We start from the raw sequence: 17937 nt of genomic DNA, 5'->3' as shown, positions 1-17937 counted from the left end.
CCCGAACAGGACCGTGAAACGATTTTACGCCGATGATAGTGCTGCAACCAGTGTGAAAGTAGGTTATCGTCAGGCTAGTTATAAGAGAAAGACCCCGGTAAGCCTAAGCGCGCTCAAGATCGCGCTTGGTGCAAGCCGGGTTTTTTTTCGTCCGCAGATTCGTGGCGTCTTTCCCCCATCCATACATCAACCGTACAACAACAATTGGTGCTCGCACGCGTCATTTGTTCGTCATGTCATCATCCTGTCATATTGCCGTCATATGCTGGAGCCCATAAAAACAAGAATAAGGCGGACACAATGAGCAGCAACAGGAACCAGAACACCAACTTCCCCTCCCCGCGAACGCGCCCGACACCGCGCGACATGCAGGTGGCGGCGGACACTCCCCCCACTCCGTGCGCGAACGTGACCCGTTCTGCGCAATACGATATCAAAGGCATCCCATCGGATGCCTTTTTTTTCGCCCCTGCCACAGGCCAGGCGCCGGCCTTGGACGCCGGCAGCCGCACGCACATTCAAATCAACCAGGAGACAACATGAAAAACGCCGTGAACAACGACACTGGCCCGGTCACCGAACAGCAGCGCATCTGGGCAGTGCGGATTGCCGCGGGAGTGGCCGGGACCGCGGTGCTGGCTACCCTGGCGCCCATTATCTGGGGCGCCGTCAGCGCCGGCTTGGGCTTGATCGCTCTCGCGCTGATCGGCGCTGTCGGTGTCGCGCTATTCCAGGCCCTCCCGCTGTTCGGACAAAAGCTGGAAAACCGCTTGCTGGCGGCGCGCAAGGCGGAGGCCCGCGCCAATCCGATCGAACAGCTGCAGAATTTTCTGCTGCAAAAGCGCCAGCGCGTAGTGGCCTTCAAAAAAGCGGTGGTGAACATCGGTGCCCAAATCAAAAGCATGAGCGACATGATCGAGGAGCGCAAACGCCAGAAGCCCGGCTACGACGCCAGCCGCCAGGAAAATGCGGTCAAGGCCATGAAAGATGCGCACGTCCTGCTGGTCGTGAAATACAAAAACGCCGAACTGGCGCTGGTGCAGTTGAGCGAAGTCGTCGAAGACAAGAAATTCGAATGGCGCTTCGGGCAGGCAGGCCAGGCCGCGATCCAGAACCTGAACGCCACCAGCGGCCAGGAACTGCTGAACCAGATGCTGGCCGACGAAGCCTTCGACAGCGTACGCGACAACTTCAACCTGGTGTTCTCCGAACTCGAAATGGAAGCGGAAAAACTCAGCAGCGCAAAGGAGCTGTCGTTCGACGACGGCATGTCGATCGACCTGAGTGCGATCGGGATTGGCAGCACTGAAAAAGTAAGGAGGTAATCGATGTTCTGGAAATGCATCCGCTGGGGCGGCACGCTGATCGTGGTCTTGCTGGTACTTGCCGCAGCCTTCCTGGCGCCGCATAACGACGACACAGCAACCCCGGTCCAGCCGGTCGGCCCGCAAGCGCAGCCAAATAAAAACTTCAACTTCTAAAAAGGCACATATGAAAACCCGCGTAATGATCTCCCTGATGTTCGGACTGACCGTATCGGCCGCGCAGGCGGCCAAAATGGATGGCGCTCCGGCAGCCCCCTGCGAAGGACTGAAAGTGGCCACCGGCCCGGCCGGCAAAGGCTATTCCAAACTGTTCGCCGACCTGGTGCGCGTCTCCAAAAACACCATGCCGCTGTGCGAAGTCAATACCGAAGGCGGCCTGGATAACCTGACCACGCTCTCGATCAAGAAAGCCGATGTCGGCATCGTGCCGATGGACGCGCTCAAGAAAATGGCCGAAGGCGACGCCAATATCGCTTCCCTGATGGTGGTGGCGGCATTGAACAGCAACTACCTGCACATCGTTACCTCCGCCAATGGCCTGATTCTGGAAGGACCCAAGAAATACGGCGTGCTTAAAGGCGATACCAGGACGGTGCGCATCACCAAGATGTCCGAGCTGCGCGGCGCGCCGGTCGCCCTGGTTGGTTCGGCCCAGCTGATGGTGCGCCAGCTTGATAAGGTCCTCGGCTACAACATGCGCTACATCGATGTCGACAGCGACGCCATCGCGTTTCAAAAAGTGCTCTCGGGCGAGGCCTACGCAGCATTCTCGGTCGCCGGCTGGCCGCACGGCCAGATAACTCGCCTGGCGCCGAACAGCGGGCTGACCCTGGCTGGCTTCGACGTCCCGATCAGCAGCCCTTACAGCGTGCGCCCGTACAGCTACAAGAACATCGGCGTGTACAACGTGCAGGCGCTGGCGGTACAAAACGTACTGGTCACGCGCCCGTTCAACGGCGCAAAAATCGGCGATGTCGCCGCACTCAGGAACTTGCTGGACCGCGAACTGCTGGAACTGAAGGATGGGGATTTTGAACCGGGCTGGAACGAGATCAAATCGTTCGAGAGCAAGGTCGAGTGGCCGCGCTTTGCCGGCCTGCCGCTGCCGGCCAAAAAGAAGTAATACAGGATTGTCCGACTAGCGCGCAAGCCCGCTCCGGCGGGTTTTTTTAACGCCCGCATCCCCTCAAAACGATAAAGCCGCGCGAATCCATGAAGGATGCGCGCGGCCCGAACCGCTCACCGTGAACTGGCGATTATTGCGGCTTGTACGTCACTGTCAAGGTATAGCTCGACGACGTATAGCCGTTCAACAGCACGTACACATCGCCATTGGCGGTCATGTTCACCGTGCACTTTTCCGTGCTGGTGGCACCGTCCGATTTGCAGGTGTAACTCGAGGTGGTCGGCACCGAGGTTCTGCGCACATACAGATCCGTGTCGCCGGTACCGGTGGTGGAGGAGACCACCGTACCGATGGCGGCCTTGAACGGGCCGAAGGTTTTCTTCTGGCCCGAGGTCAGGCTGCCGGTAAAGGTTTCGGTCTTGTCGCCGCCGCCCACCACCGCGCCATCGCTACCGAGTTCAATGGCGAACGATGCTGCCAGGCGCGCGAATTTGAGCGAGTGATTCGCCTGGCCGCCGGCATTGGCGAAGGTGTCGTTGACCGTGTGGATATACCGGTTCGACTGCGACATCGTCGTCTCGAACGGCATCGACGCGTAATAGCCCTGCGCGGTCCATGACGCGTGGTCCGAGCAGCCATAACCGCACCTGTCGTAGCCGATGGTCAGGGTCGGCTGATAAGTGGTGATCAGCTTGGCGACAAAGTCGTTCTGCAGGCTGTCGGTGTAATCGGTATAGATATAAATATCGTTGGCCGAGCCTTTGTAATTGGTCATGTCCAGCTGCATGACGCCGACCACATTCACATTATTGGCCTTGAAGTTCTGGGCAATCGCTTGCGAACCGCGCAGGCCCACTTCTTCGGCGGCATAACCGATCATCTTGATGGTGCGGCGCGGCTTGTAGCCGTTGGCAATCATCGAGCGCAGCACTTCGGTCATGCTGGCGATACCCGATGCATCGTCATCGGCGCCAGGTGCGCGCGAGGTTTCCCCGGTGCCGGAACCGACCGTCGAATCGAGGTGGCCGCCGAGCACAATCACCTCGGACGGATTATCGGTCCCGGTAATGGTCAGTATCACCGATTTCTGGTTGTAGCCGCTGTGCGTGAATTGCGTCACCGCGATATCGGCGCGGCCGGTGGCCATGCCGGCCCATTTTTGCTTGAGCCAGTTGGACGCGTCGGAGCCGCCCGTGGTCGTATAAAAGCGGTTGGTGAACGAGGACAGCTCGGTAATCGTCGTACCGATATTGCTGGCCTGCATTTGCGACAGGACCGGCGTTACCAGGGCCTGGTTGTCGATCACATAGCTCGGCCGCGCGAGCGTGGCCAGGGTGGCCGTGCTGGCGGGCGCCGCCAGCTTGGCCAGAGCGCGTTTGCCCTCGGCTTCGGTCTCGTGATACATGTACCCGCCACAACGCTTGAGCTCGTGGTGGATCGATTCGTTCAGTTTCAGCATTTCTTCTTCGTTCACTTGCACCAGGTGAACTCTTTCCGAAGCGACGAGGCCAGCCTGGTCATTGGTCCTCACAACCTGACTTTGGCGGGCAAGCGCTTGCGGCGCTACTTTCTGCAAATGCGTGTAGGCGGTGTCGCCCACCGTGATCCATCCTTTGCCCGGGGTGGCGGCAATGGCACTGGTGCTTGCCATCAGCCCGGAAATCAGGACCGCAAGCAGGGCAGGCATCGCACGACGCTGAAATTGGTGCACTTGGTTCTCCATCGGATTTTCCTTTTTTATAGATGGGCGTTGTAGCCCATTTGTCGAGCGATGGCGTGACCGGTGGGTCAGACGGCGCTCATCCAAAAAACGATGCAGCCGGAATTGGCCGCAGCGGTCGGATGCCTGAACTGCATAAACCGTATGCTTACTTTGAAAAAAATATTATCACGAGGAAGCGCCGCACAACGCAGAGTGTCGGATTATGTTCACAGTAAATATATATATAAATCAATGGCTTACGGCAATTTTGTATCCTCTAAGCATGAGCCGTTAAGGTATGGAACTGCCGAGCTCGATTGCAAAGGCGGCCGCCAGCCGGGCGAACTTGAGCGCGTGCACGGCCTGTCCGCCTGAGTTGGCGAAGGTATCGTTCTTGCTGTGAATATGCGGATTGGCCTGGGCCAGCGAGGACTCGAAAGGCATGGACGCGGGGTAGCCTTCGGCATGCCAGGATGCATGATCGGAGCAGGCATACCCGCAGGCGTCGCTGCCGACCCGCACCCCTGGCAAATAGGTCGCAATCAATTTTTTGAGGAATTCGTTCTGCTCCGCATTGGTGTAATCGCGCAGCAGATACATATCGTTGTCCGAACCCTTGTAGTTGATCATGTCCAGCTGCAGCACCCCGACCACCTGGATGCCGGCCTGGCGGAACGCGCGCGCCAGGTCTTGCGAACCGCGCAAGCCCACTTCCTCGGCCGCGTAGGCGATCAGCTTGATGGTGCGGCGCGGCCGGTACTTGCTCTCGCTCAGGGCGCGCAGCACCTCGCTCAGGCCGGCCACGCCGGACGCATCGTCATCGGCGCCGGGGGCTTGCGGCGCACCCTGTTCCTCCAGGGCGTGCGTGTTGATCGAATCGAGATGGGCGCCGATCACGACCACCTCATCGGCCAGGTCGGACCCGGCAATCGTGGCGATCACCGATGCCTGCGGGTATCCCGCGTGCGCGAACGTCTCCACCAGCACCTTGCCGTGACGCGCGCTGATGGCAGCCCAGTCTTGGCGCAGCCACTCCGATGCGCGCGCCCCATGCGCGCTGTCGTAGAAGCGGTCGGGGAAGGCCGCCAGGCCCGCGATGCTGCGCGCGATCTGTTTCGCCTCCATGCGCGCAAGCAGCGGCGCGACCCTGGCCTGGTTGCCGATCGCGTAGGCTGGCTGCACCAGGCCGGGCAAGGGCGCCGCCACCCCCTGCGCCAGGCTGCGCTGGGCACTGGCTTGATCGGCGTGAAACATGAAGCCCCCGCAATGCCCGAGCTTGCCATGCAGCAGGCGCGCCATCCGCCCCACATCCTGCGCCGGCACTTCCACCAGCACCACCGGCGCGCTACTTGCCGCCGGGGCGGCGGCGGGAGCATGCAAGCGCATGGCCGGCAGGGCAGGGCGCAGAAGATGATAAGCCGCTGCGTCCACGGTCAGCCAGCTGCTCTCGGCCAGCGCGCGCGGCGCCGCCGCCAACAGGATCGCCATGATCAGAATGCGCATCGCCATGCCTCCTTCTGCCCGATGGAAAAAGCTTACTGCGCCTGTTCAGTAAAAGTTCAATTTCAAACGCAGGAAGCTTGATCTTCGTCAAAAAGCGATGTCATCCGCTGGTCATCCTCGCTCAGTACACTCTGGCATTTTCGACCGATCTACCTGATGAGGCTTGCATGAAGCTTCTCCCGCAACTTTCCCTGATCGCGGCTGCGGCCTGCCTTGCGCTGGCTGGCTGCGGTGGCGGCAGCGACACCGTCCGCACCGGGCCCGCCGCACAAACCGGCGTGTTTCTCGATGCCGCCGTGGAAGGGCTCGACTACGTTGCCGGCAGCAGTGCGCGCGCCACCACGAATGCCCGTGGCGAGTTCTCCTGTATAGTCGGCGAAACAGTTGCCTTCAGCATTGGCGGGATGGCATTAGGCAGTGCGAGCTGCGGCACGCTGTTGACGCCGCTGTCGCTTTCGGGAGTGACCGACGTGACCGACCCCAAGGTAGTGAACCGCTTGCTGGCGCTGCAATTGCTCGACGAGGATAACGACCCGTCCAACGGCATCAAGCTCGCTGCCGACGCAAAAGCGGCGCTGGCCGGCAAGACCCTCGATTTCAGCGCGGCCGCGCCCGCCTTTGACGCCGCGCTGGCCGGCAAGCTGGCTGCCGCCGGCAGTGCCTATGGCGGCCGTACCATCGACGCCGACCGCCGCATGCTGGTGCGCGAACACTTCGAAGACACCCTTGCCGCGGCCATCGGCACGCCAGCCGTCGAACGCTTTACCCAGTCCACGCCACTGGGCAATGTGGCCGCCAGCGTCACGCGCTACCAGGTCGGGGCGTCGGCTGCTTTCCACGTCCCGTACGAAGGCGCCAACGCGGCCGTGAAGGCGGAATTTCCGCGAGGCTTACTGCCATCCTACGGCTCCGGCCTCGCCTTCAAGGGCAAGAATGCCAACGGCGAGCTGGAGTTCTACGGCTTGACCGACCGCGGCCCCAACGGTGACGGCCCCAACTTGCCCGCACCCGATGGCAAGGGCAGCATGGGCAGCAAGATTTTTCCGTCGCCCAGCTTCACGCCATCGATCGGCGTGTTCACCATCGGCAAAAACGGCGCCAGCCTGACTGCCAGCCTGCCGATCAAGGTCGCGCCCGGCGTCAACGCCTCCGGCCTGCCGGTACCGGCCGGATCGCTCGGCAACTCGGCCGAAATCCCCGTTTTCGACGCCATGAAGTTCGATCCCGCAGGCAAGGCGGTCTTCAACGCCGGCGGCATCGACAGCGAAGCCATTGCCCTCGACGCGCGCCGCGACGCCTTGTGGGTGACGGACGAGTACGGCCCCTTCCTGCTCAGGATCGACGCAGCCAGCGGCATCATCCAGGCCAGGTACGCGCCGGGCAGCGGCCTGCCCGCCATCCTCGCCAAACGCCGCGCCAACCGGGGCATGGAAGGCATGGCGTTCGACAGCGCCGGCGACAGGATCCACGCCTTCCTCCAGAGTCCGCTCAGCGATGGCACGGCGGCCTACGCCGTGACCGGCAAGAATGAACAGGTCGAGCGCTTCGCCCGCTTCACGCGCTGGATCGAGTTCGATCCGGCAAGCGGCGCGACCACCCGCATGTTCGCCTATCCGCTCGACCCCAGGGACTACGCCGACGGGCGCACCGGCAACGCCAAGCTGGGCGACATGGTCGCCCTGGGCAATGGCAAATTCATCGTCATCGAGCAGGGAGCCGGTCCCGGCGGCAAGGTATTCAACAAGCTGATGCTGGTCCAGATCGGCGACGCCAGCAATATCCTGGCGCCCGCCTACAAGCCGGACAGTTCCGACCTGGAAAAAAGCAGCATGAGCGGCAGCGCCGTCAATGGCGCCAGCTGGGCCGGCGTAACACCCCTGAAAAAGGCCTTGCTGCTGGACTTGAACGCGATCGGCTGGCTGGCCGAAAAGGCCGAAGGGCTGGCCCTGGTTGACGACACCACGCTGGCGCTGAGCAACGACAACGATTTCGGCATGGTCACCCGGATCACTGGTCTCGATGGCAAGACGGTGGCCGATGCCGACGTCACCAAATGCAATGTGAGCGCCGCCGGCGTCCTCATCACCAGCAGCGCGCCGGGCTGCGCCGAGGGCAACACGATTCGCGTCGGGCGCGGCGCCGACAAGGAACGGCCGAGCCGCCTGTGGCTGATCAAGTTCGACAAAGCACTGTCGTCCTACTGATCCGCCAAAGAAAAACGGCGCCCGATTCGCATCGGGCGCCGTTTACCAGGCATGCCGCATTAAAACCGGCGCGACGCCTTGAGCAGCAAAAAGTTCACGCCGCTATTGGGCTTTTTATAGCCGCCGTTCGAGAAGTGCTGGACTTTCATCCCCACATCCCATTGATTGGCGAACACATAGCCAACGCCCAGATGATCGCCGAACTGGAACGCGGTCGACAGCTGGTTGGAATCGTTGTCATAGCGCTTCGAGAGCAAGTTCAGGCCGATGCCCGCTTCGCCATACCAGCCGCTCAAGTCATCGGCCTGGAAACGAAACACCGGCGTGAAGCCGATATTGGTGATGTTCTGGTGTCGGCCGTCAACGTTCTGGTACGCATTGCCACGCCATTGGGCGATCGAGGCATCCCAGTAACCGCTCAGGTGGGTACCATTCGACTGGAACCAGCGCTGGCTCCAGTCTTTTTGCACGCCGAAACGCACCATCTGGACCTTGGCGCCACCGCCGAATTCCATGGAAGCATGATCGATGACTTTATCGGATGCAAACGCACCCGGCGTCATGGCCATCAGCGCAAGCGTTGCCAGCGAAGCACACAGCTTCATATTTAACAGGGACATAGAAGAGCTTTCTTAGATAGGCACGCTAATTCATAATGATTAGCGTGTTCACTATTGTACCGGCGAGGAAAAAATCGCGCCTTGGATCACGTGTGCGCACAATTTATTTAAATGACATTGCCATAAATAGACTGCAGGAGGCTACTCTGACCACGCTCACCATCGCATTTCTTGGCATCGGCCTGATGGGCCACCCGATGGCCACCCGTCTGGCGCAAGCCGGCTGGACAGTGCATGCCTGGAACCGCTCGCCCGCCAAAGCCGACGCCTTGCGCAGCGCCGGCGCCCACCCTTGCAGCGAGCTGGACGACGCCGTGCGCGCGGCCGACATCGTCATTTCGATGCTGGCATCCGGCGCGGTGGTTGGCGAACTGATCGATGCAGCCCTGCCCAGCCTGCGCCCGGGCGCCCTTTGGATCGACATGAGTTCCACCCAGCACGGCGAAGCCCTGGCCTTCCATGCGCGCCTGGCTGCCGGGCAGGTCCGCTTTGTCGACGCCCCCGTTTCCGGCGGCGTGGCAGGCGCCCAGGCGGGCAGCCTGGCGATCATGGCCGGTGGCGCGCCCGACGACTTCGCCGAAGCCGAGCCCATCCTGCGCGCCATGGGACGGCCGACGCTGGTCGGCCCGGCCGGCAGCGGCCAGGTCGCCAAACTGTGCAATCAATTGATCGTGGGGGGCACCCTCAACATCGTGGCCGAGGCGCTGCTGCTGGCGCAGGCCGCCGGCGCCAATCCGGCCGCCGTGCGCGACGCCATCCGTGGCGGGTTTGCCGAAAGCCGCATCCTGGAGCTGCACGGCCAGCGCATGCTGGACCGCAATTTCATTCCCGGCGGTCAGGTCACAAGCCAGCTCAAGGATTTGCAAAACGTGCTGGTGGCCGCGGCCGATGCCGGCCTGGTGCTGCCGGTCACCGCGCTCGTGACCGAGAACTACCGCAGCATCGCCGCCGACCTGCCGCGTGCCGACCACGCCGCCGCCCTGCTGGCGCTGGAAAAGATAAATCCGGGCCAGCGCCTGGGCACGGCACCGGACCAGTTGCCCCCCGACCGGTGTTGAACGCGCGCTGCGCGGTCTGAAACCGCCGCCTCCGAAACCGCTCCTTCCGAAGCCGTCAACCTCCAAACCGTCGCCCCCACGCCAAGGCGGCACTCGGCGAGGCCCCCAGTTCTCAGCTCAGTCGCGGACAGCCGACTCAAGCCGCGCTCCAGACCTCCACGGTATTGGCTTCTTGCCAGCTTAACCCGGTGCCAGCCGCATTTCCGCCAGCCGCACCCAGTAGCTGGCGCCGATCGGCAACAAGTTATCGTTGAAATCGTAGCTAGCGTTGTGCAACTGGCATGGGCCCAGCCCGTGGCCGCCGGCCCGGTGCTCGCCCTCGCCATTGCCGATGAACACATAGCAGCCCGGCTTTTCCTGCAGCATGAAGGCGAAGTCTTCCGCGCCCATGGTCGGCTCGGTGTTGGCATTGACCTTATCCGGCCCGACCACCGCGCTCATCGCCTCGACCGCATAGCCCGTTTCACGCGCATGGTTCACCAGCGGCGGATAGTTGCGCTTGAACTGGAAATCGACCGTGGCATTGAAGCCGGCCGCGCAATGCCGCGCAATCTCGCCCATGCGCTGCTCGATCAGGTCCAGCACCGGCGTGGTAAAGGTGCGCACGGTGCCGATCAGCACTGCCTCGTCGGGAATCACATTGGTGGCGCTGCCCGCATGGATTTGCGTGATCGACAACACCGCCGTATCCAGCGGATTTTTCTCGCGCGACATGATGGTTTGCCACGCCTGGGCAATCTGCACCGCCACCATGACCGGGTCGATGCCGCGGTGCGGCTGGGCCGCATGGCAACCCTTGCCCTTGACCACCACGCGGAATTCATTACTGGACGCCATCATCGGCCCTGCCACCACGCCAAAGCTGCCCATCGGCATGCCCGGCCAGTTGTGCATGCCATACACGGCATCCATCGGAAACTGCGCGAACAGGCCGTCATCCATCATGCGGCGCGCGCCGCCGCCGCCTTCTTCGGCCGGCTGGAAAATCAGGTACACGGTGCCATCGAAATTGCGGTGTTTCGCCAGATGATGTGCCGCGCCCAGCAGCATGGCTGTGTGGCCGTCATGGCCGCAGGCGTGCATCTTGCCCGGATGGCGCGAGGCATGGTCGAAGTGATTGATTTCCTGCATAGGCAAGGCATCCATATCGGCGCGCAGGCCGATCGCGCGCTTGGACGTGCCGTTTTGTATGATTCCCACCACGCCGGTCAAGCCCAGGCCGCGCACCACGGGAATGCCCCATTCGGTCAGGCGGGCCGCGACCACATCGGCGGTGCGGACTTCTTCGTAACACAATTCCGGATGCGCATGCAGGTCGCGCCGGATCTGCTGGAGCGCGTTCTGAAAGGCGATGATCGGTTCAACAAGGTTCATGTCATTCTCCACTGATGCTGGAATGTTAACCCATTTGCCGCACTATTGTAGTCCTTCTGGGGATGGGTCAGGCAGACCGGTAACGGTTCTCATCAACAACCCCGGAATCGTATAAAGTAAGGGTTTCAACGTCTGTTTCCCTGGATCTTCAATGACCACCACCCAAGTCCGGGCCACCTGCCCGCACGACTGCCCCGATACCTGCGCCCTGCTCATCACCGTGGAAGACGGCGTCGCCACCGAAGTCAAAGGCGACCCCGACCATCCGACCACGGCCGGCGTGCTGTGCACCAAGGTAGCGCGCTATGCCGAGCGCACCTACCATGCCGAGCGCCTGCTGCATCCCATGCGCCGGGTCGGCAACAAGGGCGAGGGCAAGTTCGAGCGCATCAGCTGGAAGGAAGCGATCGACACCATTGCCAGCCGGTTAACAGAGATCGCCGCGCGCGCCCCGCAAGCCATCCTGCCGTACAGCTACGCCGGCACCATGGGCCTGGTGCAGGGCGACTCGATGTCGGCGCGCTTTTTCCACCACCTCGGTGCGTCCTTGCTCGACCGCACCATCTGTGCCACGGCGGGCTTTACCGGCTACAAATACACCATCGGCGCCACCATCGGCACCGACGTCGAGCAATTCCAGGATGCCAAACTGATCATCATCTGGGGCGGCAACCCGATCGCGTCCAACCTGCATTTCTGGATGCGCGTGCAGGAAGCCAAGCGCAAGGGCGCGCGGCTGATCGCCATCGATCCCTACCGTTCGCTGACGGCTGAAAAATGCCACCAGCACATTGCCCTGCTGCCCGGCACGGATGCCGCGCTGGCGCTGGGCCTCATGCACGTGCTGATCCGCGACAAGCTGGTCGATGAAGACTACATTGCCCGCTACACCCTGGGCTACGAGCAACTGAAAGAACGCGCCGCCGAATGGCCGCCGCAGCGGGTTGCCGACACCTGCGGCATATCGGCCGGGGAAGTGGAAAACCTGGCGCGCGAATACGGCACAACCGCGCGCCGTGGCGAGCCGGTAGCCATCCGCACCAATTACGGCGTGCAGCGCGTGCGCGGCGGCGGCATGGCGGTGCGTAACATCACCTGCCTGCCGGCCCTGGTCGGCGCCTGGCGCCATGCGGCCGGCGGCGTGCAACTGTCGGCCTCGGGCTCGTTCCCGGTCAACAAGCAAAAGCTGCAGCGTCCGGACCTGCTCAAGCAGAGCGTACGCACCATCAACATGACCACCATCGGCGACGATTTGCTGCGCGACACATCAAACGCATTCGGCCCGAAAATCGAGGCCGTGATCGTCTACAACGCCAACCCGCTGGCCATCGCCCCCGACTCCGACAAGGTGATGCAAGGCTTCGCGCGCGAGGACTTGTTTACCGTCGTGCTCGAACATTTCCAGACCGACAGCGCCGACTACGCCGACATCCTCTTGCCCGCCACCACGCAACTGGAACACGTGGACGCCCACAACGCCTACGGCCACCTGTACATGATGGCCAACAATGCCGCCATCGCCGCGCTGGGCGAAGCCAAGCCCAACACGGAAATCTTCCGCCTGCTGGCGGCGCGCATGGGCTTCGACGACCCCTGCTTCAAGGAAACCGACGACCAGCTGGCCGCGCAATCGTTCGACGCCAGCCATCCGCGCGCCATCCATTTCGACTGGGATTCGCTCAAGCGCAAGGGTTGGCAAAAGCTGGCCATGCCGGACGCGCCGTTTGCCGAAGGCGGTTTCCCCACGCCATCGGGCAAGTGCGAATTTTATTCGGCCAGCATGCTCGCCGATGGACTCGACCCGCTGCCGACCCACATTCCGCCTTATGAATCGGTGGCGAGCAATCCGGAATTGGCGGCAAAATATCCGCTGGCCATGATTTCCCCGCCAGCGCGCAATTTCCTGAATTCCACCTTCGTCAACGTGACCAGCCTGCGCGCGACCGAAGGCGAACCGCAGCTCGACATCCATCCCGACGACAGCGCCGCGCGCGGCATCGAGCATGGCCAGATGGTACGCATCTTCAACGACCGCGGTTCCTTTGTCGCCAGGGCGCGGGTCACGCCGAAAGCGCGCGCCGGGCTGGTGGTGGGCCTGTCGGTGTGGTGGAAGAAACTGGCCAGCGACGGCAAGAACGCCAACGAAGTGACCAGCCAGCGCCTGACCGACATGGGCCGCGCGCCGACGTTTTACGATACGCTGGTCCAGGTGGAAAAAGTAGCGGCCTAGAATCCCAAGGGGGGCAGGATGAAACTCAGCAGACGGGCCCGGAACGGCCTGATGGCGGGCACGGCAGCATTGCTGCTGGCCAGTTGTTCCAGTCTGAACTATTACCGCCAGGCGGCCCAGGGCCAGCTGACCCTGCTCTCCGACGCGCGCCCCATCGACGACTGGTTGAACGACCAGGCCACCGACGCCAAGTTGCGCGTGCGCCTGGCCACGGCGCGCCAGATCCGCACCTTCGCCGTCAAGGAACTGGGCCTGCCCGACAACAACAGCTACAAGAATTACGCGGCCCTGACCCGGCCTTTCGTCCTGTGGAACGTGGTGGCGGCGCCAGAACTGTCGCTCAAACCCATCCAGTGGTGCTTCCCGGTGGCCGGTTGCGTCAGCTACCGCGGCTATTACAGCAAGGACGATGCCACCGACTATGCGCGCCAACTGCGTGCCGAAGGCAACGATGTTTCGGTCGGCGGCGTGCCGGCCTATTCCACCCTGGGCTGGTTCAACGACCCGCTGCTCTCGACCTTCATCCACTACCCGGACGCCGAACTGGCGCGCCTGATCTTCCACGAATTGTCGCACCAGGTGGTGTACGTGGCGGGCGACTCGCAATTTAACGAATCCTTCGCCAGCACCGTGGAAGAGGCCGGCGTCGAGCGCTGGCTCAGCGGTTACGGCAATGAAGCAATGCGCGACAATTACCTCAAGATTTCGGCGCGCAAGAAACAATTCCTGGCATTGTTGCTGGGCTGTCGCGATGCGCTGGCGGCCGCCTACGCCTCGAAAAGCGGCGTTGCCGACAAGCGCGCCGCCAAGGTCCGCCTGTTCAAGCAATTGCAGGACGACTACCAGGTGCTCAAGGCGAGCTGGGGCGGCTACGCCGGCTACGACCGTTTCTTTGCCGAGCCCCTGTCCAACGCCCATCTGGCGTCGATCGCCACCTACAACGATTTCATCCCGGCCTTCCGCGCGCTGCTCGCCCGCGAAAAAACGTTTCCCCGTTTCTATGCGGCCGCCAAAGCCTTGGCCGAACTCGACCGTGATGAGCGGCACCGCCGCCTGAAAGCGCTCGCTGGCGCCTGAACCCGGGCCCCAGTTTTTCTTCCATACCAATGGGTGTTGCGGCACCGCACCAAAAGTAGCGTGCATCAAGCCTGTCTGAAATAGCAGCAAAAGCGCTTGCATCGAAGCGCATCGCCCGATAGCATCACAGACAGCGTAATAAAGCGCACGCTCGGTTTATTTTCCTGAGCGAAAAAATACTGGTCGGCAATGTGCGCCGAATCCATATAACGATAATATTCTGAGACAGAGGCACACGATGGACAAGATTTGGCTGAAATCCTATCCCGGCAACGTCCCTGCGGAGATCGATCCCGACCAGTACGGCTCGCTAGTTCAACTACTGGAAGAATCTTTCCAGAAATTCGCGACGCGCAATGCCTACGTTTGCATGGACAAATTCCTCACCTACGCCGAGCTCGACCTGTATTCGAAGCGCATGGCGGCCTGGCTCCAGAGCCGCGGCCTGGCCAAGGGCGCGCGGGTGGCGGTGATGATGCCCAACGTGCTGCAATACCCGATCGCCATCGCCGCCATCCTGCGCGCCGGCTACACCGTGGTCAACGTCAACCCGCTGTACACGCCGCGCGAACTGGAGCACCAGCTCAAGGATTCGGGCAGCGAAGCGATTGTCGTCCTGGAAAATTTTGCCCATACGCTCGAACAAGTCCTCACCAAAACCCCGGTCAAGCACATCGTCGTGGCCAGCATGGGCGAGATGCTCGGCGGCGCCAAGGGCATGCTCGTCAATTTTGTCGTGCGCAACGTCAAGAAAATGGTGCCGGCGTTTTCGCTGCCCAACGCCGTGCGCTTCAAGGAAGTGCTCGCGCAGGGCGAGAAAATGAGCTTCAACCCGGTCAAGGCGAGCGCTACCGACGTCGCTTTCCTGCAGTACACGGGCGGCACCACGGGCGTGTCCAAGGGCGCCACCCTGACCCACCGCAACATCATCGCCAACGTGCTGCAAAGCGAAGCCTGGTCGCAGCCGGCGCTGCTCAAGGCCCCTGTGGTCGAGCAGGTGGTGATTGTGTGCGCGCTGCCGCTGTACCATATCTTTGCGCTGACCTGCTGCGCGATGTGGGGCATGCGGGTGGGCGCCCTGAATATCATGATTCCCAATCCGCGCGATATCGGCGGCTTTATCAAGGAACTGTGCAAGTACAAGATCAACATGCTGCCGGCGGTCAATACCCTGTACAACGCGCTGCTCAACCATCCCGATTTCACCAAGGTCGATTTCTCGGGCCTGAAGATTTCCAACGGCGGCGGCATGGCCACCCAGCAGATCGTCAACGATAAATGGAAAAAGGTGACCGGCACCTGCATCATCGAAGGCTACGGCCTGTCCGAAACCTCGCCGGTCGCCACCTGCAACCGTTCCGACCTGACCGAATTCACGGGCCACATCGGCATGCCGGTGCCATCGACCGAGGTGGCGATTCTCGACGACGACGGCCAGCCGGTGGCCCAGGGCCAGCCCGGCGAAATCGCGATCCGCGGCCCGCAGGTGATGGCCGGCTACTGGAACCGTCCGGATGAAACGGCCAAGGTCATGACCGCCGACGGATTCTTCAAGTCCGGCGACGTCGGCTTCATGAACGAGCACGGCTACGTCAAAATCGTGGACCGCAAAAAGGATATGATCCTGGTCTCGGGCTTTAATGTGTACCCGAACGAACTCGAAGAAGTCATCGCCAAGCACCCGGGCGTGCTCGAATGCGCCTGTATCGGCGTGCCGGACGAGCATTCCGGCGAGGCGGTCAAAGTCTTCGTGGTGCGTAAAGACCCGACCCTGACGGTTGAACAATTGATGGCTTACTGCAAGCAGGAATTTACCGGCTATAAAAAGCCGAAGTACATCGAATTCCGCAGCGAGCTCCCGAAAACCAACGTCGGCAAAATCCTGCGCCGCGTGCTGCGCGACGAAAAGCAGGCGGCGTAAGCGCTGCCGGCCATATCGCACCCGGTACCAACGCATTCGCTGATTCAAGCGGCACGACCGCCTGCGGGCGGTCGTTTGCATTCACAGTCATAGTTAACAGACGAGGCATAGATGGACAAGTTTTGGCTTAAATCGTACCAGGAGGGCGTGCCCGCGGAGATCGATTACACGCAATACCGTTCGCTGACCCACCTGCTGGAGGAAGCATTCCGCAAGTACGCCGACCGCAAGGCCTACGTTTGCATGGACAAGTCCATCACCTACAGTGAACTCGACCGCATGTCGGCGCAGATGGGCGCCTGGCTGCAAAGCCGCGGCCTGAAACCGGGCGCGCGCGTGGCGATCATGCTGCCCAACGTGCTCCAGTATCCGGTGGCCATGGCCGCCGTGCTGCGCGCCGGCTACGTGATCGTCAACGTCAATCCGCTCTACACCCCGCGCGAACTGCAGCACCAGATGATCGACTCGGGCGCCGAAGCCATCGTCGTGCTGGAAAACTTCGCCCACACCGTGCAGGAAGTGCTGGCCAAGACCCAGGTCAAGCACGTCATCCTGGCCACCATGGGCGACCTGCTCGGTCCCCTGAAAGGCATGATCGTCAACCTGGTGGTGCGCAAGGTCAAGAAACTGGTGCCATCCTTTTCGCTGCCGGACGCGGTTCCGTTCAACAAGGTACTGGCCGAAGGCGCGCGCCTCACGCTCACGCCGGCCACCCTGGGACACGACGACATCGCCTTCCTGCAGTACACCGGCGGCACCACCGGCGTATCGAAGGGCGCGGTCCTGCTGCACCGGAACGTGATCGCCAACGTGCTGCAGAACGAAGCCTGGCTGCAGCCAACCCTCGACACCCTGCCCAAGGACCAGCAGCTGCAGTTCGTCTGCGCGCTGCCGCTGTACCACATCTATTCGCTCACCGTGTGCTCGCTCATGTCCACGCGCCTGGGCGGCATGAACGTGCTTATTCCGAACCCGCGCGACATGCCGGGCTTCGTCAAGGAGTTGAGCAAATACCGCATCAATATTTTCCCGGCCGTGAACACCCTGTACAACGGCTTGCTCAATAACGCCGAATTCGCCAAGCTCGATTTTTCCAGCTACCGCATATGCAACGGCGGCGGCATGTCGGTGCAGCAGTCGGTGGCCGAGCGCTGGCTCAAGCTGACCGGCACCCCGATCATCGAAGGCTACGGCATGTCCGAAACGTCGCCGGTGGCCACCGCCAACCGCTGCGACATCCGCGAATTCACCGGCATGATCGGCCTGCCGTATCCATCGACCGACATCGCCATCCTCGACGACGACGGCAACCATGTGGCGCTGGGCGAGCGCGGCGAAATTGGCATCCGCGGCCCGCAGGTCATGGCCGGCTACTGGAAGCGCGACGACGAAACCGCCAAGTCGATGACCGCCGACGGCTTCTTCAAGACCGGCGACATCGGCATCATGGACGAGCGTGGCTACACCAAGATCGTCGACCGCAAGAAGGACATGATCCTGGTGTCGGGCTTTAACGTCTATCCGAATGAAATCGAAAGCGTGATCTCGTCGCATCCGGGCGTGCTCGAATGCGCGTGCATCGGTGTGCCGGACCATAATTCGGGCGAAGCGGTCAAGCTGTTCGTGGTGCGCAAGGACCCCAACCTGACCGCCGAAGACCTGCTCGAATTCTGCAAGGAGCAGCTCACGGCCTACAAAAAGCCGAAGTACATCGAGTTCCGCACCGAGCTGCCGAAGACCAACGTCGGCAAGATCCTGCGCCGCGAACTGCGCGAGCCTGCGCCGGCCGCCGCCTGA

General features: G+C 62.0%; 14 protein-coding genes. 10 read left to right on the top strand and 4 right to left on the bottom strand.

Annotation, left to right across the window (positions count from 1 at the left end; genetic code table 11):
* The 4 genes from F2P44_RS35200 to F2P44_RS30830 form a co-directional block, all read left to right on the top strand.
* Positions 1-304: hypothetical protein (locus F2P44_RS35200; RefSeq protein ID WP_223165132.1), on the top strand; the 304-nt coding region annotated here is incomplete at its 5' end.
* Positions 305-539: 235 nt separating this feature from the next.
* Positions 540-1325, top strand: a complete 786-nt coding sequence (locus tag F2P44_RS30840) for a hypothetical protein (protein ID WP_167093298.1) — start codon at positions 540-542, stop codon at positions 1323-1325.
* Positions 1326-1328: 3 nt separating this feature from the next.
* The gene (locus tag F2P44_RS30835) at positions 1329-1481 is read left to right on the top strand and encodes a hypothetical protein (protein ID WP_167093295.1); all 153 of its coding nucleotides are present in this window, start codon (positions 1329-1331) and stop codon (positions 1479-1481) included.
* Positions 1482-1491: 10 nt separating this feature from the next.
* Positions 1492-2448, top strand: a complete 957-nt coding sequence (locus F2P44_RS30830) for a TAXI family TRAP transporter solute-binding subunit (protein ID WP_167093293.1) — start codon at positions 1492-1494, stop codon at positions 2446-2448.
* A 133-nt stretch (positions 2449-2581) separates the two neighbouring features.
* Here the strand turns inward: F2P44_RS30830 and F2P44_RS30825 are convergent, their stop codons facing one another.
* The gene (locus F2P44_RS30825; RefSeq protein ID WP_370662768.1) at positions 2582-4162 is read right to left on the bottom strand and encodes a M20/M25/M40 family metallo-hydrolase; all 1581 of its coding nucleotides are present in this window, start codon (positions 4160-4162) and stop codon (positions 2582-2584) included.
* A 282-nt stretch (positions 4163-4444) separates the two neighbouring features.
* Positions 4445-5662, bottom strand: a complete 1218-nt coding sequence (locus F2P44_RS30820) for a M20/M25/M40 family metallo-hydrolase (RefSeq protein WP_229423848.1) — start codon at positions 5660-5662, stop codon at positions 4445-4447.
* Positions 5663-5823: 161 nt separating this feature from the next.
* Here F2P44_RS30820 and F2P44_RS30815 point away from each other — a divergent pair, with 161 nt between their 5' ends.
* Positions 5824-7860, top strand: coding sequence for an esterase-like activity of phytase family protein (locus F2P44_RS30815; RefSeq protein ID WP_167093289.1), 2037 nt, complete (start codon positions 5824-5826; stop codon positions 7858-7860).
* Positions 7861-7919: 59 nt separating this feature from the next.
* Here F2P44_RS30815 and F2P44_RS30810 read toward each other — a convergent pair whose 3' ends face one another.
* Complete coding sequence (locus F2P44_RS30810; RefSeq protein WP_187363486.1) at positions 7920-8480, bottom strand: acyloxyacyl hydrolase; 561 nt, start codon at positions 8478-8480, stop codon at positions 7920-7922.
* Positions 8481-8611: 131 nt separating this feature from the next.
* Here F2P44_RS30810 and F2P44_RS30805 point away from each other — a divergent pair, with 131 nt between their 5' ends.
* Positions 8612-9538, top strand: a complete 927-nt coding sequence (locus tag F2P44_RS30805; RefSeq protein ID WP_370662769.1) for an NAD(P)-dependent oxidoreductase — start codon at positions 8612-8614, stop codon at positions 9536-9538.
* Positions 9539-9718: 180 nt separating this feature from the next.
* Here the strand turns inward: F2P44_RS30805 and F2P44_RS30800 are convergent, their stop codons facing one another.
* Positions 9719-10912 (bottom strand): M20 aminoacylase family protein, encoded by a 1194-nt coding sequence (locus F2P44_RS30800; RefSeq protein WP_167093286.1) that lies wholly within the window; start codon positions 10910-10912, stop codon positions 9719-9721.
* 151 nt (positions 10913-11063) lie between these two features.
* On the opposite strand from F2P44_RS30800, the gene F2P44_RS30795 reads away from it, so the two are divergent.
* From F2P44_RS30795 to F2P44_RS30780, 4 genes are all read left to right on the top strand, one after another.
* Positions 11064-13142: a molybdopterin-containing oxidoreductase family protein gene (locus F2P44_RS30795; protein ID WP_167093284.1), complete on the top strand. Its 2079-nt coding sequence runs from the start codon at positions 11064-11066 to the stop codon at positions 13140-13142.
* An 18-nt stretch (positions 13143-13160) separates the two neighbouring features.
* Positions 13161-14219, top strand: a complete 1059-nt coding sequence (locus F2P44_RS30790) for an aminopeptidase (RefSeq protein WP_167093282.1) — start codon at positions 13161-13163, stop codon at positions 14217-14219.
* 238 nt (positions 14220-14457) lie between these two features.
* The gene (locus F2P44_RS30785) at positions 14458-16140 is read left to right on the top strand and encodes a long-chain fatty acid--CoA ligase (RefSeq protein ID WP_167093280.1); all 1683 of its coding nucleotides are present in this window, start codon (positions 14458-14460) and stop codon (positions 16138-16140) included.
* A 111-nt stretch (positions 16141-16251) separates the two neighbouring features.
* Entirely contained in the window at positions 16252-17937 is a 1686-nt protein-coding gene (locus F2P44_RS30780; RefSeq protein WP_167093278.1) for a long-chain fatty acid--CoA ligase, read from the top strand.

This window comes from Massilia frigida (assembly GCF_011682175.1).
GTDB lineage: Bacteria > Pseudomonadota > Gammaproteobacteria > Burkholderiales > Burkholderiaceae_D > Telluria_A > Telluria_A frigida.
The sequence above is the reverse complement of the archived record's forward strand: the minus strand, read 5'-3'. Positions and strand labels throughout refer to the sequence as shown.

Bases quoted from the DNA above. Each gene is read 5' to 3' on its own strand.
- F2P44_RS30810 (WP_187363486.1), bottom strand. From the start codon at position 8,480: ATGTCCCTGTTAAATATGAAGCTGTGTGCTTCGCTGGCAACGCTTGCG.
- F2P44_RS30800 (WP_167093286.1), bottom strand. From the start codon at position 10,912: ATGAACCTTGTTGAACCGATCATCGCCTTTCAGAACGCGCTCCAGCAG.
- F2P44_RS30820 (WP_229423848.1), bottom strand. From the start codon at position 5,662: ATGGCGATGCGCATTCTGATCATGGCGATCCTGTTGGCGGCGGCGCCG.
- F2P44_RS30795 (WP_167093284.1), top strand. From the start codon at position 11,064: ATGACCACCACCCAAGTCCGGGCCACCTGCCCGCACGACTGCCCCGAT.
- F2P44_RS30835 (WP_167093295.1), top strand. From the start codon at position 1,329: ATGTTCTGGAAATGCATCCGCTGGGGCGGCACGCTGATCGTGGTCTTG.
- F2P44_RS30830 (WP_167093293.1), top strand. From the start codon at position 1,492: ATGAAAACCCGCGTAATGATCTCCCTGATGTTCGGACTGACCGTATCG.
- F2P44_RS30785 (WP_167093280.1), top strand. From the start codon at position 14,458: ATGGACAAGATTTGGCTGAAATCCTATCCCGGCAACGTCCCTGCGGAG.
- F2P44_RS30815 (WP_167093289.1), top strand. From the start codon at position 5,824: ATGAAGCTTCTCCCGCAACTTTCCCTGATCGCGGCTGCGGCCTGCCTT.
- F2P44_RS30780 (WP_167093278.1), top strand. From the start codon at position 16,252: ATGGACAAGTTTTGGCTTAAATCGTACCAGGAGGGCGTGCCCGCGGAG.
- F2P44_RS30790 (WP_167093282.1), top strand. From the start codon at position 13,161: ATGAAACTCAGCAGACGGGCCCGGAACGGCCTGATGGCGGGCACGGCA.
- F2P44_RS30840 (WP_167093298.1), top strand. From the start codon at position 540: ATGAAAAACGCCGTGAACAACGACACTGGCCCGGTCACCGAACAGCAG.